The organism is Cyanobium sp. FACHB-13342, from assembly GCF_014697415.1.
In the GTDB taxonomy this organism is placed as follows: Bacteria; Cyanobacteriota; Cyanobacteriia; order PCC-6307; family Cyanobiaceae; genus Cyanobium_A.
In genome coordinates this window covers 122047-139928 of the sequence record NZ_JACJRT010000001.1, presented here as the reverse complement: position 1 = coordinate 139928, position 17882 = coordinate 122047, and the positions used below count along the sequence as shown (strand labels likewise).

The following is a 17882-nucleotide window of genomic DNA, read 5'->3' as shown; positions in this document are numbered from 1 at the left end:
GCACTTTGCCCCCGCTCGACCGTGCCCACCATCCGTTTTGAACAGGAAGGCCAGCAGGTCGGTTGCATCGAGGGGGCCAATCTGCGCAAGGCCGCACTGGATGCGGGCATCAACCCCTACAAGGGCCTCAACAACGTCAACAACTGCGGTGGCCTGGGCCAGTGCGGCACCTGCGTGATGGAGGTTGTGGAGGGCATGCAGAACCTCTCGCCCCGCAGCGACGTCGAGGAGGTGTATCTGGCCGACCGCCCCGCCAACTTCCGCCTCAGCTGCCGCACCAGCGTCAACGGCGACGTCACGGTGCGCACCCGCCCCACCAATGCCGTGGGCAAGGGCTCCAACAGCCTGGTGGGCGCCCTCAAGGCCCTGGTCGGCCGCAAATAGTTCCAGCTGGATGAAGCTTTACAGCTATTCCCGCTGCAGCACCTGCCGCAAGGCCCTCGCCTGGCTGGGGACCCGTCAGTTGGCTGTCGAGGTGATCGACATCACCCAACAGCCCCCCAGCACCGCCGAACTCGAACAGGCCCTGGCCCAGCTTGGCCGCCAGCGCCTGTTCAACACCAGCGGCCAGAGCTACCGGGCCCTCGGTGCCTCAGCCGTCCAGGCCCTGGATGACCGGGCCGCCCTGGCGGCGCTGGCAGCCGACGGCAAATTGATCAAACGGCCCTTCCTGGTGACCGATGACGGCCGCATCGTCACGGGTTTCAAGGAGCCGGAGTGGTTGGAGCTTCTCGGCTGAGGCCTTCTTCGTCCTCCCGGCTGGGAGCGGTGATCAGCTGGTCGAGCTCCTGGATCAGGGCCTCGATGCCGGCCCGGTTGATCTGGCTGACATAGGTGCCCTTGGCCCCATCGATCAGGGCGCAGAGCAACTCCTGGGAGCGCTCCAGGGCGGGGCCCCTTTCCAGGGCCGCCGCCAGTTCTTCCCAGAAGCGGTCGATGAACCGCTGCAGCAGATCCAACTGCACATCGTCGCGACGGGAGAGGCGGTTGCCCGTGCTGCGGGAGAGTTCCAGCAGGCTGTCGACCATCCCCGAGGCCAGCTGGCGGCTGATGCCACTTTCCACCTGGAGCAGGGGTTGCAGCTGGCGCAGGGGGGGAGGCACCACGGTGCGGTCGAGGCTCTGGCGCAGGCTGTAGCCCAGCAACCCCTGCAGCTCCGGGGCCAGCCTGGGGGCCACCTGGCTGAGCAACAGGGGTGCCCAGATGCGCACCAGCTCCACCAGTTCCCGCTCGTCGCTGCTGCTGGCCACACTCTGGTGGCTGCGCAGGGCCCGCAGCCGCTGGGGCCAGCGCCGCGAGCGGATCAACCCCTGGGTGCCATCGAGGATTTGCAGCGAGAGAACCTCGAACAGCTCCACGGCCAGCAGGGCCACGACGCCCCGGCTCACCACGGCCCGCAGGGGCTCAAAGTTGACCAGGCCAGAGGTCTGCAGACGTTCCAGCACCGGTACCAGACGTAACCAGCGCCAAAAGGGCAGCAGCAGGGGCAGGTCGCTCCAGCGCCTCAGCAGGGCATCCCCCCAGCTCAGACCCGGCAGCCGGCGTCGCAGCCGGATCAGGCGCAGCAGGATGTCCAGGGCGAAGACGCCCTGGAATAGCAGCAGGTCGATCCGCCAGAAATGGTCGGTGGGGCGGCCGTTCTCATCGATGGATCGCCAGTAATTGGTGGCCACCAGCGGCAGGATCTGGTCGTTCCAGAAGCGCCGTTCCCGACTCCACCCCTCGGCCTGGATCCAGGCCGGACTCAGCAGCAGGCCCGAGGCCTGGCGTGCCGAATCCCGGTCGGCTCGCTGGCGCAGGCGGTTTTTGATCTTCTCGAGGGTGCCCGATGCCCCGGAGGAGAGGAACGGATTGCTGTCGATCAGCTGGGCCGTGAGCTGGGCCTGGCGGTTGAGCAGTGCCACCTGTCCAGCCTGGGGGGCCTGGCCGGTCGGCAGCTGTTGCAGGGCCGCATCCAAGCGCTGGAACTGTTGCAGGTAGGCCTGGGTTTCCCGATGGGGTTCGATCCCCTTGATCGGATCCATCAACGGCGTCACATCCGGGAGCACCGTGAGGGGCACCACCAGGGGGACGGAGGGAATCGGGTAGAGGTTGCGCTGCAGCCAGAAGGTGCGCAGCGGCACGTAGGTGAGGTCGAAGGCCACCCACACCAGATTGAGGCTGGCCCAGATCGCCACGAAGCGGTCCCAGCCGCGCACCCATCGGCCCGAGGCATCAGCGGAGGGGGCTTGCCAGCGGGGGCGCGCCATGGGCCTTGGCGAGGGGGGATCGGTGCCTAATCTGCCGTGTCTGGCCAGGCGAGCCTGAACCTGGGGAGATCAGAAATCTTGAGCCACGAAAACAGTCCGAAGAATCCTGAGCTCAACGGCCCGCTGAACGGGCAGGAGCCCCCGGGGCCCGCAGCCCATGCCGCGGCCCAGGACGGACCCTGGGCCTTTTGGCGGAGCGTGCTGATCACCCTGGCGGTGGCCCTGGGCATTCGCCAGTATTTGGTGGAGGCCCGCTACATCCCGTCGGGCTCGATGCTCCCAGGGCTGCAGCTGCAGGACCGGCTGCTGGTGGAGAAGCTCAGCTATCGCCAGCGTGCCCCCCGTCGGGGCGAAATCGTGGTGTTCCACTCCCCCCACCATTTCGATCCGGTGCTCTCGGCCGGTGCCAGCCCCAATCCCCTGCGCTGTCTGGTGGTGAACCTGCCCCTGCTGGGCAGCCTGCCGGGCATCGCCAATCCCGCCTGCGACGCCTACATCAAGCGGGTGGTGGCCCTCCCCGGGGAACGGGTGAGCGTGGATCCCAGGGGCCATGTCTTTATCAACGGGCGCAGGTTGCCCGAGCCCTACGTGCAGAACCACTGCCCCGTCGACAGCCAGGGGATGGGCCCCTGCCGCACCCTCAACGCCCTGGTGCCCCCTGGCCATGTCTTGGTGCTCGGCGACAACCGGGCCAACAGCTGGGATGGTCGCTTCTGGCCGGGGGGGGCCTTCCTGCCCCAGCGCGAAATCATCGGCCGGGCCTTCTGGCGCTTTTACCCCTTCAACCAGACAGGAGCCCTGGGCGTCACAGCCTCCACTGCGTCGCCGGCAGTAGGCCGCTAGCCCGCACGCCGCCGCGAATCGTCTGACCGGCGAGGGGGTGGTTGGCCGCCTGGGAGGGGGATTGTTCCGGCTCCCAGGTCCAGGCATGGTGGGGATCGAACAGCAGCCAGCGGCGGGATCCTGGGCTGAGCTGTTCTGGACCCCGTCCCAGCAGCTCGGAGCCTCCCCAGCTCAGGGCCTGCCAGAGCCGCTCCACCGGCCAGCCGCGAGCCTGCACCAGCTCCTGCCAGAGCAGGGGCAGCACCAGGCCGTGGTGGCCCGCGAGACCGGGTCGGCGCTGGTCGAGGGGGAGCAGCTGCTCTTCCGCATCGAGGGGCAGGTGGTGCACCGCCACCGCCGTGATCACCCCCTCGGCCAGGCCGAGGATCAGGCCTTCGCGATCCTCGGGAGACCCCAGGGAGGGCCGCAGCCGCCAGCCTTCGGCGGTGGGATCAAGGTTGCCGCTGTCGGCCAGCAGGTGCCACCAGCCCACGGTGGCCTGGGGGCGTCGCCGGGCCTGCCGCACCAGCGCCGTGCCGGCGGCGGTGGAGAGGTTCATCAGCACGAGCTTCACGGCCGGACGGAGCTCGGCCAGGGTGAGCAGGCCCTGCAGCGGCAGGGTCTCGCTCAACACGGGATCGGGCGGCCAGCCGGCCCGCAGGGCCTCCACGCTTTCGCGCACGAAGCCGCCGCCGGTGAGACTGGCGTCACGAGGGGCCACCAGCACCGGCTGGGAGCCCATTTCGGCCAGGAGCAGGCCGCGCTCCAACAGGGCCAGGGGTGGGGTTTGGTCGGAGCAGGCCAGGCCGATGGCTCCGGCGTCCAGTTGGTCCCGGTGGGCAGCCAGCTCCTGATCGGCCCCCTCCTGGCTGAAGCTGCCCCAGAGGGCCAGCGCCATCGGGGCGGGCCAGCGCAGGCCCAAGCGCTCGGGCCTGTCTCGCCACGGCGTGGCCCAGGGCAGTAGCCCCACCGTGCCGTAGCCCCCCGCGGCGGCCGCGGCGGCCAGGCTGTCGAGATCCTCGGCCCGTCCCCCCAGCGGCTGCTCCAGCACGCTGTGGGGATCCACCAGGGACGGTGCCAGCAGCCAGCCCTCGGCGGACGTGGGGCTGAGTTCGAGGCTGGCCGCTTGCCGGGTGGCCTCCTCCCCCCAGGCCAGCAGGGCGCCATCGGTGTCGATCAGGGCATCGCCCGTAACCATCGCCTGGCCTGGACCAGCCAGCAGCTGCACCTGGTGAAGCCAGAGGGGGCGGATCAAGATTTCAGAGGGCACCCGCTGCGGTGCGATCCAACACGCCCCCAAGATGCTGGGTGAGGTTCATGGCGGCCACCACCGGCCGGCCCTCGGCACCGTCGGGATAGTCGATCACGGTCACCCCGCCATTGCCCTGCTTGATGGCCCAGATGTCAGCGGGGCCCAGTCCCAGCAGGCCGCAGAGGATGGTTTTGTTGACGGCGTCATGGGCCACCACCAGGGCCGTTTCGTCGGGGTCCAGGCCGGCGGCGATGCGTTGCCAGGTTGTAAGGGAGCGGTTCCAGACCTGCTGAAGGTTTTCCCCTTCGGGCATCTGCACCGTCTCCGGAGCCCGTTTCCAGTCGGCCAGCAATTCTGGCCACCCCTCGGCGATCTCCTGTTCGAGCCGTCCCTCCCAGAGCCCATGGCCGATCTCCACCAGGCCGCTGCTGCTGGTGAGCGGCACGCCGGGGTGGGCCGCCAGGATCGCCTCAGCGGTCTGGCGGGGCCGGGCCATGCAGCTGGTGTAGGCGCGGTGAATCGTCACCGGGGCGAGGAACCGGCCGGCGGCCTCGGCCTGGGAGCGGCCGGTGGCATTGAGGGGAATGTCGATCTGGCCCTGGAAGCGGCCTTCCCGGTTCCAGTCGGTTTCGCCATGGCGGACCAGCAGTAGGCGCGCCCCGTTTCCTTTGGCGGGCAGGGGATCCCCCAGGTGGGCCAGCCCATTCAGCGACTCCACCTGGACACCACTGGAGGTGAGGTTGAGCACCGAGATGCTGCAGTTGTCGACCCGCAGCCGGCGGAATCCGCTGAGCGGCAGATCCAGCAGGGCCAGCAGCAGGCAGCGCAGGATGGCGTTGTGGCCGACCACCAGCACGGTCTGGGGGGCTGCTTGGTCGTCCGCCAGGGCGGCAGCATGGCGACCCAGCAGCCGTTGGCGAAACTCCTTGGCCTGAACCATGAGCTCCTCCAGGGGGCGGTAGGTGCTGCCATTGGCCCGCTGCAGCTCCAGCAGTTCGGGTGCTTGGCGCCACTGGCGCTCCTGGGCGCTGAACTGGTCCTTCAGCTCGCGGCGCAGTAGCCCGCTCCAGGGTTCCAGGTCAATCTCCAGCAGCCCCCCATCGAGCTGGGCGTCCAGGCCCTGGCCCTGGGCTTCCAGGAGCAGTCGGGCGGTTTCGGCAGCCCGCCCTAGGGGGGAGCTGTAGGCCGCTGCAAAGGTGAGGTCTTGCAGGGCTGTTCCGGTGGTGCGGGCCTGGGTTTGACCGATGTCCGTGAGGCTGGAGAGATCGTCGCGGCCCTGGATCCGATGCTCCACGTTGAAGCTGCTCAGCCCATGGCGCACCAACACAATCCGAAGGGGCACGGGCTGGAGGCTGCTCGCCGCCCATCGTATGGGAGGGGCCAGAATCCCCATTCCTAAGCGCCCCGGAGGGCCTGCGGTTGAACGTCAGTCCCCCGCCACAACCCCGCCAGAGCGCGGGTTGGACCACCGGACTGGCCCTGCTCAGCCTCGCGCTCAGTGCCCTGCTGTGGCTCAACGGCCTGGTGGACAGCCTGCAGCGCCCGTCGGTGGGCAATGCCCTGGAGCTGCGCCAGCTCGAGCTGACGGCCCTGGCCGCTCCGGCCCTGCCCGCCAGCCTCCGGTCCAGCCTGGCGGGGGAGCAGCCCCTCGATGCCCTGCGTCGGGCGTTGCGCAAGCAGCTCGACGATTCTCCGGTGCCTCCGGCTCCCCAGCTCGAGCTGCAATTGGCCCTGCTGGAGCGTCAGGCGGGCCAGATCGCTGAAGCCACCCAACGGCTGCAGCAGCTGGGTCAGCAGGTGCCCCCCAGCCAACGCGCCTTGGTGCAGGCCCTGCTCCCCGGCAGGGGCCAGGACGCCCGAAGGACCGACTTTGAGACGGGAGAGCTGCTGGAGGGTTGGCAGGCGTCGCCCCTCAGTCGCCAGTTGGTCTGCCAGGCCCTGGGCGGCCCCCCCGACAGCTGCGCCGATCTCCCTGCTCAGCGGGCTGCGGTGGGGCGCCTGCTGGGTACGGCCGTGGCGCCCGTGCTGCTGCTCGTGCTCGGCACGGCACTGCTGCTGCGCCAGTTGTGGCTGCGCTGGCGCGGCAAGGCGCCGGCCGCCTCCCCCCTGGTGGGCCCACCTCTGAATCTGGCGGAAGCCACCCTGCTCATTGCCGGGGGCTTCGTGGTGCTCGGCGAGCTGGTGATGCCCCTGCTGCTGGCCCCCCTGCTGCAGGGGGTGCTGAGTCCCCTGGCTGCCCAGCCGGCCCTGCAGCAAGGGCTGCTGGTGATGGGGCTCTATCTGGGCCTGATGGCCGTTCCCCTGGCGCTGTTGTGGGGCCAGCTGCGGCCCCATGGCTCCGCTCCGGTGGGCGGCTGGCTCCAGTGGCATTGGCTGCCCCTGGGCAGTGCCCTGCGCCGGGCCGTGGCCCAGGTGCTGATGGTGCTGCCCGTGGTGGCCCTGGTGGGTTGGCTGCTGGAGCGGCTGGTGGGCGATCCGGGCGGCAGCAACCCCCTGCTGGAGCTTGTGCTCACCAGTGCCAACCCCCTCGCCCTGCTGTGTTTTGCCGTTACGGCTGTGGTGCTGGCGCCCCTGTTTGAGGAAACCCTGTTCCGCGGCGTGTTGCTGCCCGTGCTCGCCCAGCGTTGGGGCGGTGTGGCCGCCGTGACGATCAGTGCCCTGGTGTTCGGCATCGCCCACCTCAGCCTGGGGGAGTTGCCACCCCTGTTCGTTCTGGGCCTGGGCCTGGGTTGGCTGCGGCTGCAGAGCGGGCGCCTTGGCGCCAGCGTGCTGATGCACGGTCTCTGGAACGGTCTCACCTTCGCCAACCTGTTGCTCCTGGCCGGTTGAGAGGGCCCAGCACCCTTGCTGGGCCGCACCGGGGGTGGTTCAATCGCGCAGTGCTCGGCCCCTCCCCTTGGTTGCCTCCCCATCTCCACGGCAGGCTCCCGGCGGTCCCCTTCCTGCGGCGCCTCGCCCCCGCTGGGGCATGACCAGGTCCCCCATGGCCAGCGGGGCAGGGCCTGCCGGCAAGCGCGTTCAGCGACGCACCCTGGAATTGATCCAAGGCTCCCTTTCGGGACGCAAGTTGGAGCGCCGCGCCCCCTGGATCACCAGCCTGCACCGCGCCACTGACGGAACCCTGGCCGGACTTGGTGTGTGCATGCTGGCCCTGAGTGCGCTCACCCTCCACTGGCAAAACCAGTGGGGGGTGAGCTACCAGCAGATGGAGGCCGCCCAGGTGCTCGAGCACAAGTTGCAGGAATCGTCGGCCTTGCTGGAGCAACACCACCTGGGGGCGGTGAAGCGGCCGGGTTGGTTGGTACCCACCAGCAGCGAAAAGCTGATCTATCTCCCCAGCCCCAGGTCCGCTGCCACGGCGTCTGGCCTGCCCTTGCTGGGCAGCATCCAGTTGCGCCAGATCCGCTCGGGCTACTGATGACGCCGAGCCGTCAACGGGGACCGACACGCGGCCGGAAAGAGAGCCAGCAACGGGTGGTGGCGATCCAGCCGGTGCCGACTGGGAGGCTGCTGGCGGTGTACGGCCTGCTCTGTGCGGGCTTGGTGGGGTTGGCCTGTCGGTTGGCCTGGCTGCAGGTGGTGGATGCCACCAATCTCCAGAACCGGGCCCACGCCATCCAGACCCAGACCACCAAGCCGATCGGCAAGCGCCGCACGATCGTTGATCGCAATGGCCGCCTGGTGGCCCTCGACGAGCAGCGCTTCACCCTCTGGGCCCACCCCCGCTACTTCAACTTCCCGGGCGATGACCCCCAGAAGGTCCGCAGTGCCGATGAGGTGGCCGGCAAGTTAGCGGCCGTGCTGGCGCTGCCCAAGCCGGTGCTGCTCCAGACCATGGCGGGCCGTCGCAGCGGCGTGAAGCTGCGCACCGATCTCGATCCTGAAACGGCTGAACGGGTTCGTCAGCTCGGCATCAGCGGCCTCGACCTGGAGGCCTATCCCCACCGGATCTATCCCCAGGGCCCGCTGTTCGCCAACGTGGTGGGCTTCCTCAACCTGGAGCGCGTGCCCCAGGCCGGCCTGGAGCAGAGCCGCGATAGCGACCTCAAGCGCCAGGAAACGGCCCTGCAGATGCGTCGGGGCGCCGATGGCACCCCCCTGCCTGCCGGCCTGACGGCCGGTTCGCTCTATGGCGACGACCTGCGTCTGCAGCTGACGCTGGATGCCCGCCTGCAGCAGGTGGCCCAGCAGGCCCTGGTGAAGCAGGTGAAGACGTGGAACGCCAAGCGCGGCGCGGCCCTGGTGATGGATGTGCGCAACGGCGAGATGCTGGCGCTTGCCTCCACCCCCACCTACGACCCCAACCAATTCTGGAAGTTCAATCCCGGGCTGTTCCGGGAATGGTCGGTGCAGGACCTCTACGAGCCGGGCTCGACCTTCAAGCCGATCAACCTGGCCCTGGCCCTGCAGGAAAAGGCCATTCAGGCCAATGGCCGGGTGTCCGATACCGGCCAGCTCACCATCGGCGGCTGGCCGATCTTCAACCATGACAAGCGGGCCAACGGTCTGATTGATTTCCCCACCGTGCTGCAGGTGTCGAGCAACGTCGGCATGGTGCAGGCCATGTCCCAGGTGAAGCGGGATCGCTTCTGGCACTGGTTGCACACCCTGGGCATCGATGGCACCCCCGACACCGATCTGCCTGGAGCGGTGGCCGGGGAACTCAAGTCCCGCAAAGCCTTCACCAGCCAGGCCATCGAACCGGCCGTGGCCGCCTTCGGCCAGGGGTTCTCCCTCACTCCCCTGAAGCTGCTGCAGCTGCACGCCATGCTGGCCAATGGGGGCTGGTTGGTGAGTCCCCACATCACCCGGGGCCTGCGCTCGGGCGATGCCCTGGCCAGCTCCCCGGCCCGCGGAGGCTTGCGGCTGCTGGACCCCACCGTCACCCGCACGGTGATGGGCTGGATGGAGTCGGTGGTGGAGAACAGCAGCGGCCTGGGCATGAAGATTCCCGGCTACCGCATCGGGGGCAAGACCGGCACCGCCCAGAAGGCCGAGCGCGGTGTGTACATCCCAGGAGCGCTGATCACGAGTTTTGTGGGCCACTTGCCCATCGACGACCCCCGCTATGTGGTGCTGGTGGTGGTGGATGAGCCCAAGGGGGGCAACACCTACGGCTCCACGGTGGCCGCCCCCGTGGCCAGGCAGATCATCGATGCCCTGCTGGTGCTCGAGCGCATTCCTCCCTCCGGACCCACGGCCGCCCCGAAACCGGTCGCCAAGCCCCCGGCCTGAGTTCGGCCTGCGGGCTCCTGCCTGTTGCCGTTCCCTCAAGGATCGCCATTTCCCTCTAGGTGAGCCCGGAAACGCTGGCTAGCGTGACGCCAATCAGGGCTGTGCGTCAGCCATCCCGACCCTCCTGCCGCCCGCCTCCTGCCCATGGCCAACCTGCTCGATCAACTCGCCGCCATGACCGTGGTGGTGTCCGACACCGGTGACATTGATGCGATCAAGCAGTTCACGCCCCGCGATGCCACCACGAACCCGTCGCTGATCCTGGCGGCGGCCCAAATTCCCGCGTACCAAAACCTGATCGATCGCTCCCTGCAGGAGTCGCGTCAGGTGATGGGCGTGGATGCCGGTGCCGATGCGGTGGTGCGGGAAGCCCTCGATGAGATCTGCGTCACCTTCGGCAAGGAGATTCTCAAGATCGTGCCGGGGCGGGTGTCCACGGAAGTCGATGCGCGGCTGAGCTACGACACCGAGGCCACCATCAGCAAGGCCCGCAAGCTGATCGGGCTCTACAACCAGGCCGGCATCAGCAACGACCGGGTGCTGATCAAGGTGGCTTCCACCTGGGAAGGCATCCGGGCCGCCGAGCAGCTGGAGCGCGAAGGCATCCACTGCAACCTCACCCTGTTGTTTGGCTTTGCCCAGGCGGTGGCCTGTGCCGAAGCGGGGGTCACGCTGATTTCCCCGTTTGTGGGGCGCATTCTCGATTGGTACAAAAAGAGCACCGGCCGTGACGCCTATCCCGGACCCGAGGATCCCGGCGTGATTTCGGTGACCCAGATCTTCAATTACTTCAAGACCTACGGCTACAAGACCGAGGTGATGGGGGCCAGCTTCCGCAACATCGAGGAGATCATCGAGTTGGCGGGCTGCGACCTGCTCACCATTTCCCCGGCCCTCTTGGATCAGTTGCGCCACACCGAAGGGGAACTGGAGCGCAAGCTGAATGCCTTCGATCCCGCTCCCACGGAAGCCCAGATCCATCTCGACGAGGCCCACTTCCGCCAGATGCTGGCCTCCGACCCCATGGCCACCGAAAAGCTCGACGAGGGCATCCGGGGTTTTTGCAAGGCGATCGAAACCCTCGAAGCCCAGTTGGCCCATCGCCTCGCCGAGCTCGAGGGCGGTGCCGCCTTCAGCCATGCCGTGCACGAAATCTTCCTGCTCAACGACCTCGATGGCGACGGCTGCATCACCCGTGAGGAGTGGCTTGGCAGCGATGCGGTGTTCGATGCCCTCGACACCGACAAGGATGGCCGCCTGGCCCCTGAGGACATCAAGGGTGGTCTGGGTGCCGCCTTGGTGGGTGCGGGCACGGGCCAGCCTTAACCGGCTTCAGGCACACTGGCGGCATCTGACCCCCCAACTGTCGCCCCGTGAACGCCCTCGACACCATGCGCGCCCTGGCCAGCAAAGGGGAGGTGGTGACGGTTGAACCCGGTGCGCTCATTTTTTCTTCGGGGGAGTCGGGGGATTGCATGTTCGGCCTGTTGGAGGGGTCCGTTCAGCTCAGCTGGAACGGAGACCAGGGCCATGAGCAGATCAATGCGGGTGATGTCTTTGGGGCCGGGGCGCTGGTCACCAACGAGCACCGCCGCTACGGCAACGCCCGGGCCCTGACCCCCTGCAAGCTGCTGGTGATGAACCGCGAGAAATTCCTCTTTGCGGTGCAGGAGTCGCCGATGTTTGCCATTGAGCTGCTGGGATCGATTGATCAGCGGCTGCGCCAGCTCAAGGACTGCACCAGGAGTTAGCTAGCGGCGCTGGAACAGCAGCCGTCGGATCACCCGCTGGGCGATGTCGCCGTAGCCCATCTCCCCCGAGAGGATCTGGGCGATTCGCTGGGGCGCAGTGGGGCGTTTGATGCCGAGTTGGTAGCCCACCCGGGGCACCCGGTAGAACACCTGGGCCATCCGTTTGCCCCAGGCCATCGACTCGCCCCAGTCCTGCCGCATGCGACGCGAATAGGTCGCCAGGGCCGTGGGATCCCCGTCCAGCCAGGGCCCCAGGGCCTCGGCGGCCCGGCAGCCGCTGATCAGGGCGGGCCGGATCCCCTCGGCCAGGAAGGGATCGCACAGGGAGGCCGCATCCCCCACGACCACCAGGCCGTTGTTGTCTCCCTGGCCATGGAGGGGATGGTGGCCATCCCAGATGCGCAGTTGGCCGCTGCGCCGGTCGCCCGCATCCGGCGGCAGGCCCAGGCTGGGCAGCAGTTGGGTCAGCACCGCGTCGGCATCAGCCGGATCGCGGCCGATGAAGGTGCCCACGCCGATGCTGTAGCCCCCCTGGCGGGGAAAGGCCCAGCAGAAGCCATGGCGCACCAGGCCGAATTCAAAGCGGGCGGTGCTGGGCTCCGCTACCCCACAGTCCACTTCCACCGACACCGTGTCGGCGAAGCGGGGGCGGGCAGGCCCCAGGCCATGGCGGCCGGCCAGCTCGGAGCCGGAGCCATCGGCCACCACCACGGCCCGCGCCTCAAAGTCCAGGGTCTCGCCACCCGAACCGCGGCAGAGCAGCTGCCAGCGATCGCCGCTGCGGCGCAGCGCCTGCACGCACACCCCCACCTGGACGTCGGCACCGGCTGCCCTGGCCTGCTCCACCAGGTAGGCATCGAGCACGGAACGGCGCACGATCCAGAACGGTGCATCCCCCGGCAGCTCGGCCGTGACCGGATCGCCCAGGCACCAGGTGAACCGCACCCGCTCGATCACCGCATCCACGGCCGGGCTCAGATCGAAGGGAAACAGGGCCTGCATGGAGGCGGCCATCCCCCCCCCACAGGGTTTGGCCCGGGGGAAGGGGCCCTGATCGAGCAGCAGCACGCTGCGGCCCTGATGGGCCAGATGGAAGGTGGCGGTGGCGCCGGCCGCGCCGGCCCCCACGACGATCACATCGGGGTGCCCGCTGGCGGAGTGGCTCACACCTTGAGGATGTCGGCTTCCTTCTCGGCCAGAAGCTTCTCGAGTTCGGCGATGTACTTGTCCGTCAGCTTCTGCACCTTGTCCTGCTCATCGCGGCTCTGGTCCTCCGAGAGCTCGCCGTCCTTTTCCTGCTTCTTCACCCGGTCGATGGCGTCGCGCCGCACGTTGCGCAGGGCCACCTTGCCTTCCTCGGCGTACTTGGCGGCGAGTTTGCAGAGCTCCTTGCGCCGATCTTCGGTGAGGGGTGGGATGTTGATCCGGATCACCTTGCCGTCGTTGTTCGGTGTGAGGCCCAGGTCGCTCATGGCGATGGCCTTCTCGATCAAGGCCATCGAACCGGTGTCGAAGGGCTGGATCTGAATGGTCTGGGAGTCGGGAACGGAGAGGGTGGCCAGCGACTTGAGCGGGGTGTCGGCGCCGTAGTACTCCACCGTCAGCTTGTCGAGCAGGGAGGGGTTGGCCCGACCCGTGCGGATGGTGTTGAAGGTGCGCTGGGTTGCGTCCAACGACTTGCGCATGCTGGCGTCCAAATCCATGGCGGGGTCAGGGGTGAATGCGGGTACCGATGGGCTGGCCGGCCACGGCACGGCCGATGTTGCCGGCGCCGAACAGATCAAACACCACGATCGGAATGGCGTTGTCCTTGCAGAGGGCAATGGCCGTGCCGTCCATCACCTCAAGCTCCGAACTCAGCACCTCCAGGAAGGAGAGGCTGTCGTAGCGCACGGCGCTGGGGTCTTTGTTGGGGTCCTTGTCGTACACCCCGTCCACCTTGGTGGCCTTGAGCACCACGTCGGCGCCGATCTCCGCCGCCCGCAGGGCGGCCGTGGTGTCGGTGGTGAAGAAGGGGTTGCCCGTGCCGGCGGCAAAGATCACCACCCGTCCCTTCTCCATGTGGCGGATGGCCCGGCGGCGGATGTAGGGCTCAGCCACCTCCTGCATGGAGATGGCGCTCTGCACCCGGGTGGGCACCCCGGCCCGTTCGAGGCCGTCCTGGAGGGTGATGGCGTTCATCACGGTGGCGAGCATGCCGACGTAGTCGGCCGTGGCCCGGTCCATCCCGGCGGCCGAGCCCTTGAGGCCCCGGAAGATGTTGCCGCCGCCCACCACGATCGCCATTTCGGTGCCGGCCGCGACGCAGGCCGCCACGTCAGCGGCAATCGACTGCACGATCGCCGGATCGATGCCATAGCCCTGCTCACCCATCAGCGCTTCGCCGCTGAGCTTGAGGAGCACGCGCTTGTAACCCATCGACCCCATTGATTTGCCGCACCGTAGCAACGGCCTTGCGTCCTGCCTTCCCCGCCGCTTCACTGCCCCAAAGCGAGCGTGCCATGCCCCAGCTCCCCTCCGGCACCCCCAGGCCGACCAGCGTCATGGCCCGGCTGACGCTCTCGGCCCTGGAGAGGGCCAGCCAGGATCCGGCCATCTGGCGCCAACCCGATGTGCACCGGGCGGTGCTGGTGACGGGTCTCACCGTGCTGGTGAGCGCCCTGGCCCAGCTCCAGGACGACCTGGGCTGAACGGGGCCTAGAACTCGATGCCCCGCTGGGCCTTCACCCCCTGTTCCCGGAAGGGGTGGCGCACCAGTTTCATCTCGGTCACCAGGTCGGCCCGCTCCACCAGGCCCGGCGGTGCCCCGCGGCCGGTGAGGGCCACATGGGTGAGCTCGGGACGCAGGGCCAGGCCCTCGAGCACCTGCTCCAGGGCGAGATAGCCGAGCTTGAGGGCCACGTTCACCTCGTCAAGCACCACCAGCTTGCGGCTAGGGTCCGCCAGATAGCGACAGGATTGCTCCCAGGCGGCCTGGACCAGGGCCCGATCCCGCTCCCGGTCCTGGGTTTCCCAGGTGAAGCCTTCGCCGAGGGCATGCCACGCCAGGGCATCGCCAAAGAGGTCTAGGGCCTTGGCTTCGCCGGGCTGCCAGCCCCCCTTGATGAACTGCACCACCGCCACCGCGTCGCCGTGGCCCAGGGTGCGCAGCACCAGCCCGAGGGCGGCGGTGGTTTTGCCCTTGCCGTCGCCGGTGAACACCAGCACCAGGCCCTTTTCCAGATTGCGTTCGCCCACCCGCTGCTGCTGGACCTCCTTGCGCCGGGCCATGCGGCGGCGGTAGCCATCGGCATCCCCCTCCGGGGCCAGGTCACCGCCGGGGCCGAGTTCGGCGGCCACCGCATCCAGGGCTGTGGCCGCCGCTGGGGCTTCGGAGGGATCGGCTGGGGGCTGGCTCACGGGACGGCTAGGGCAGGGTCCCCACTCTGGCGGCGGCGCGAGAGGGCCGCATCCACGGCCTGTTGCTGGTCCCGGCGGGTGATCCAGTGGTGGTAGGTGCGGGTGTGGATCGCCACTGAGTGGCCCATCATCCGCGCCGCCACCGTGTCGGGCAGCCCGATGTGAATGGTGCGCACGGCCCAGGCATGGCGCAGGTCGTAGGGCGTGATCGGCAGGGCGTAGCGGCGAAACTGCTCGGCCACCCGCCGGCCCACCTGCTGCAGGGTGGTGCGGCGCAGGTCGGTGGTCACCGGCGGCAGGGGGGGCTGGAGGGCACCCAGCTGCTCCAGGCCAAAGTGGTCCACCCATTCCGGCTGGAAGGGCCACACCTGGTGTTCGCCCGTCTTGCTGGTGGGCAGCACCCGGATCACCCGGTCGCCGCCGGGGGCCAGGGCGGACAGGTCGCAGAAAAACACCTCGTGGTTGCGCAGGCCGTAGGTGGCCATCAGGCCGTAGGCCAGCCGCCAGGCCGGGTTGGGGATCTGCTCCACCAGGGCGAGGATCTGGGGATCGCCGGGCAGGCGCCTGAACTGGGCGGCGTGCAGGCCGTAGCCCGCCGCCCGAACGCTCCAGTCGTCGGGGAGGGGTTCACCCAAGTGGCGGGCCAGGGCGGCCAGGGCGATGCCGCATTGCTGGCGCCCGCGGCTGGTGGGGGGGTAGCTCTCCAACACAGCGTCCAGCAGGGGGAGCCCCATCGGTTGCCCCCGCTCCTGGGCCATCGCCGCCAGCCGCCGCAGGTAGGGGCGGTAGGCGCCGGTCCAGGTGGTGCGGCAGCCGGCTGGGTTGCGGCGCCGACGGGGGTCGGCGAAGAAGGCGGTTTGGAAGCTCGCCAACCCCAGGGGATCCGCGGGGGGGCTGGCCATCCGCCGGGGAACGGCCGGGCTGCGGCGGCCCCACTCCGACCAGTCGAACCGTCCCTGCTGCAACTGGCGCACCACCTCCTTGAGCCGCTCCCTGGCCCGGTCCACCCCGGCCCCATCGGCATTCAGCCCCAGGCTGATGCGTTGGACCCGATGGCCCCCGGATCCCCGCCGGCAGGGCAGGGGGCCGCGCAGCCCCAGCCGCTGGCCGCGTAGCTCCAGCCGCAGCGCAATTCCAGCCGCCGCCAGTTGGCCGTTCTCCTGGGCCAGGCGGGCCTGGATGGTCTGCGGGCTGACCGGCTCCGCCATTCCCTCCAGATCGGGCTCCCCAGCTCCGCTTGCCATGGGCTTTGCACAGGGCCCGACCTTATCGATCCTGGGCCGATGCCGCTAGAGGCGAGGTGGCAGCGTTACGCTCCTGCTCTCCCTGAGCTGCACGGAACGAAGGCATGGCCAAGGTTGGCGTGCTGCTGCTGAACCTCGGGGGGCCCGAGCGGATCCAGGACGTCGGTCCGTTTCTCTACAACCTGTTTTCCGATCCGGAGATCATCCGGCTGCCCAATCCGGCCCTGCAGAAGCCCCTGGCCTGGCTGATCAGCAGCCTGCGGGCCGGAAAATCCCAGGAGGCCTATCGCTCGATTGGCGGTGGTTCGCCGCTGCGCCGGATCACCGAGCAGCAGGCCCGTGAACTGCAGAGCGAACTGCGGTCCCGGGGGATCGAGGCCACCAGCTACGTGGCCATGCGCTACTGGCATCCGTTCACCGAATCGGCCGTGGCCGACATCAAGGCCGACGGGGTGGATGCGGTGGTGGTGCTGCCCCTCTATCCCCACTTCTCGATCAGCACCAGCGGTTCGAGCTTCCGCGAGCTGCAGCGCCTGCGTCAGGCCGACACCGGCTTTTCACGCTTGCCGATCCGCTGCATCCGCAGTTACTACGACGATCCCGGCTACATCGGCGCCATGGCCGGCCTGATCGCCAAGGAGATCCAGGCTTGTCCTGAACCGGCCACGGCCCATGTGTTCTTCAGCGCCCATGGCGTGCCCAAGAGCTATGTGGAGGAGGCCGGTGATCCCTATCAGCAGGAGATCGAAGCCTGCGCGCGCCTGATCATGGAGCGGCTGGAGCGCGATCTCGGCCATCCCAACCCCTTCACCCTGGCCTACCAGAGTCGGGTGGGGCCGGTGGAGTGGCTCAAGCCCTACACCGACGACGCCCTGCAGGAGCTGGGGGCGGCGGGCGTGACCGATCTGGTGGTGGTGCCGATCAGTTTCGTCAGCGAGCACATCGAAACGCTCGAAGAAATCGACATCGAATACCGGGAAATTGCCACCGAAGCTGGCATCATCAATTTCCGCCGGGTTCCGGCTCTGGACACCACCCCCGCCTTCATCCACGGCCTGGCCGACCTGGTGCAGCATGCCCTGGAGGGACCGGAGGTGAACCTCGATCAGGCGGCGGAGTTGCCCACCAAGGTGAAGCTCTATCCCCAGGACAAGTGGGCCTGGGGCTGGAACAACAGCTCCGAGGTTTGGAACGGGCGCTTGGCGATGGTGGGTTTTTCCGCTTTCCTGCTGGAGCTGATCAGCGGACGGGGACCGCTCCATGCGCTGGGCCTGCTTTAAACGCTGGGGGCTGGCTGGACTGGCGGCCTTGCAGCTGTCCAGCTCCTCGGCGGTCGCCCAGAGCCGCTGGCAGATGGGGGTCTTCCCGGTGACGACCTTTCAGGCCTACACCAGCCACTTCGGCACCCGCACCGGGCCCTGGGGACGGGTGGAGCCCCACTACGGTCTCGACATCGCCGCCCCCATGGGCTCGCCCATCCGGAACTGGTGGGCCGGGGTGGTGCAGGACGTGATCCATGACGGCGCCTGTGGCGTCGGTCTGGTGATCCGCTCCGGCAACTACGAGCACATCTATTGCCACCTCTCGGGCTCTGCAGCCGGAGGGATCTACAGCAGTGGCCCGGTGCTGCTGCGCCAGGGCCAGCGCCTGCGGACCGGCCAACTGATCGGCCATGTGGGCATGAGCGGCCGCACCACCGGGCCCCATCTGCACTGGGGCATGCGCCATGGCGGCCGCTGGCTGGATCCGGCCCAGATTCTGCGGGCCATGGCCGCCGGCCGGCGCCAACAAGCGGCCCGCGGCACCGCGCCAAAAGCCCCACCGGCACCTAGGGTTGCCGTAGTCCGTTAACCAGCCAAGGTGATTGGCCTGTCGCAGCCGTGACGCTGACGCCCCTCACACCTGCGGCCCTGTCCGCCCCGGCCACCTC

Annotated in this window: 19 protein-coding genes; 11 read left to right on the top strand and 8 right to left on the bottom strand. The window is 68.6% G+C overall.

Features of this window, described 5'->3' with window-relative positions; genetic code table 11:
- The first annotated feature begins 21 nt into the window (after positions 1-21).
- Entirely contained in the window at positions 22-384 is a 363-nt protein-coding gene (locus H6G16_RS00795; RefSeq protein WP_190388420.1) for a 2Fe-2S iron-sulfur cluster-binding protein, read from the top strand.
- A 10-nt stretch (positions 385-394) separates the two neighbouring features.
- Complete coding sequence (locus tag H6G16_RS00790) at positions 395-739, top strand: Spx/MgsR family RNA polymerase-binding regulatory protein (RefSeq protein ID WP_190388419.1); 345 nt, start codon at positions 395-397, stop codon at positions 737-739.
- Here the strand turns inward: H6G16_RS00790 and H6G16_RS00785 are convergent.
- Complete coding sequence (locus H6G16_RS00785; RefSeq protein WP_190388418.1) at positions 705-2249, bottom strand: hypothetical protein; 1545 nt, start codon at positions 2247-2249, stop codon at positions 705-707. The two genes, H6G16_RS00790 and H6G16_RS00785, sit on opposite strands and share 35 nt — an antisense overlap.
- 198 nt (positions 2250-2447) lie before the next feature.
- On the opposite strand from H6G16_RS00785, the gene lepB reads away from it, so the two are divergent.
- The gene (gene lepB / locus H6G16_RS00780) at positions 2448-3092 is read left to right on the top strand and encodes a signal peptidase I (RefSeq protein ID WP_190388467.1); all 645 of its coding nucleotides are present in this window, start codon (positions 2448-2450) and stop codon (positions 3090-3092) included.
- Here lepB and H6G16_RS00775 read toward each other — a convergent pair.
- A complete protein-coding gene (locus H6G16_RS00775) occupies positions 3055-4341 on the bottom strand; it encodes a dihydroorotase (RefSeq protein WP_347238740.1) in 1287 nt (428 codons plus the stop codon). The genes lepB and H6G16_RS00775 overlap by 38 nt on opposite strands.
- Positions 4331-5665 (bottom strand): histidine phosphatase family protein, encoded by a 1335-nt coding sequence (locus tag H6G16_RS00770; protein WP_347238739.1) that lies wholly within the window; start codon positions 5663-5665, stop codon positions 4331-4333. Before H6G16_RS00770 ends, H6G16_RS00775 begins: the two co-directional genes overlap by 11 nt.
- A 77-nt stretch (positions 5666-5742) precedes the next feature.
- Between H6G16_RS00770 and H6G16_RS00765 the strand changes: the two genes are divergently transcribed.
- The 5 genes from H6G16_RS00765 to H6G16_RS00745 all read left to right on the top strand — a co-directional run bounded on the left by H6G16_RS00765 (position 5743) and on the right by H6G16_RS00745 (position 11309).
- The gene (locus H6G16_RS00765) at positions 5743-7152 is read left to right on the top strand and encodes a CPBP family intramembrane glutamic endopeptidase (RefSeq protein ID WP_190388416.1); all 1410 of its coding nucleotides are present in this window, start codon (positions 5743-5745) and stop codon (positions 7150-7152) included.
- 139 nt (positions 7153-7291) lie between these two features.
- Positions 7292-7741 (top strand): hypothetical protein, encoded by a 450-nt coding sequence (locus H6G16_RS00760; protein ID WP_190388415.1) that lies wholly within the window; start codon positions 7292-7294, stop codon positions 7739-7741.
- Positions 7741-9558, top strand: a complete 1818-nt coding sequence (locus tag H6G16_RS00755; protein WP_190388414.1) for a penicillin-binding protein 2 — start codon at positions 7741-7743, stop codon at positions 9556-9558. The genes H6G16_RS00760 and H6G16_RS00755 overlap by 1 nt, the downstream gene beginning before the upstream one ends.
- A gap of 144 nt (positions 9559-9702) precedes the next feature.
- Positions 9703-10884, top strand: coding sequence for a transaldolase (locus H6G16_RS00750; RefSeq protein WP_190388413.1), 1182 nt, complete (start codon positions 9703-9705; stop codon positions 10882-10884).
- Between the two features lie 47 nt (positions 10885-10931).
- Positions 10932-11309, top strand: a complete 378-nt coding sequence (locus tag H6G16_RS00745) for a cyclic nucleotide-binding domain-containing protein (protein ID WP_190388412.1) — start codon at positions 10932-10934, stop codon at positions 11307-11309.
- On the opposite strand, the gene H6G16_RS00740 is transcribed toward H6G16_RS00745, so the two are convergent.
- From H6G16_RS00740 to pyrH, 3 genes are read right to left on the bottom strand one after another with little or no spacing between them, the layout of a single operon-like run.
- Positions 11310-12476: a geranylgeranyl reductase family protein gene (locus tag H6G16_RS00740; protein WP_190388411.1), complete on the bottom strand. Its 1167-nt coding sequence runs from the start codon at positions 12474-12476 to the stop codon at positions 11310-11312. It lies immediately after the preceding gene.
- Positions 12473-13012, bottom strand: a complete 540-nt coding sequence (gene frr / locus H6G16_RS00735; protein ID WP_190388410.1) for a ribosome recycling factor — start codon at positions 13010-13012, stop codon at positions 12473-12475. The genes H6G16_RS00740 and frr overlap by 4 nt, the downstream gene beginning before the upstream one ends.
- Before the next feature lie 7 nt (positions 13013-13019).
- Positions 13020-13727 carry a UMP kinase gene (gene pyrH, locus H6G16_RS00730; protein WP_190388409.1) on the bottom strand — a complete coding sequence of 236 codons (708 nt, stop codon included), beginning with the start codon at positions 13725-13727 and terminating at the stop codon, positions 13020-13022.
- Between the two features lie 83 nt (positions 13728-13810).
- Between pyrH and H6G16_RS00725 the strand changes: the two genes are divergently transcribed.
- Entirely contained in the window at positions 13811-13999 is a 189-nt protein-coding gene (locus H6G16_RS00725; protein ID WP_190388408.1) for a hypothetical protein, read from the top strand.
- 7 nt (positions 14000-14006) lie between these two features.
- On the opposite strand, the gene cobO is transcribed toward H6G16_RS00725, so the two are convergent.
- Positions 14007-14708: a cob(I)yrinic acid a,c-diamide adenosyltransferase gene (gene cobO, locus H6G16_RS00720; RefSeq protein ID WP_190388407.1), complete on the bottom strand. Its 702-nt coding sequence runs from the start codon at positions 14706-14708 to the stop codon at positions 14007-14009.
- A complete protein-coding gene (locus tag H6G16_RS00715) occupies positions 14705-15916 on the bottom strand; it encodes a site-specific integrase (RefSeq protein ID WP_190388465.1) in 1212 nt (403 codons plus the stop codon). The genes cobO and H6G16_RS00715 overlap by 4 nt, the downstream gene beginning before the upstream one ends.
- A 140-nt stretch (positions 15917-16056) precedes the next feature.
- On the opposite strand from H6G16_RS00715, the gene hemH reads away from it, so the two are divergent.
- Positions 16057-17232, top strand: coding sequence for a ferrochelatase (gene hemH, locus H6G16_RS00710; RefSeq protein WP_190388406.1), 1176 nt, complete (start codon positions 16057-16059; stop codon positions 17230-17232).
- Positions 17233-17260: 28 nt separating this feature from the next.
- Positions 17261-17803 (top strand): M23 family metallopeptidase, encoded by a 543-nt coding sequence (locus tag H6G16_RS00705; protein ID WP_242036064.1) that lies wholly within the window; start codon positions 17261-17263, stop codon positions 17801-17803.
- The last annotated feature ends 79 nt before the right edge of the window (positions 17804-17882 follow it).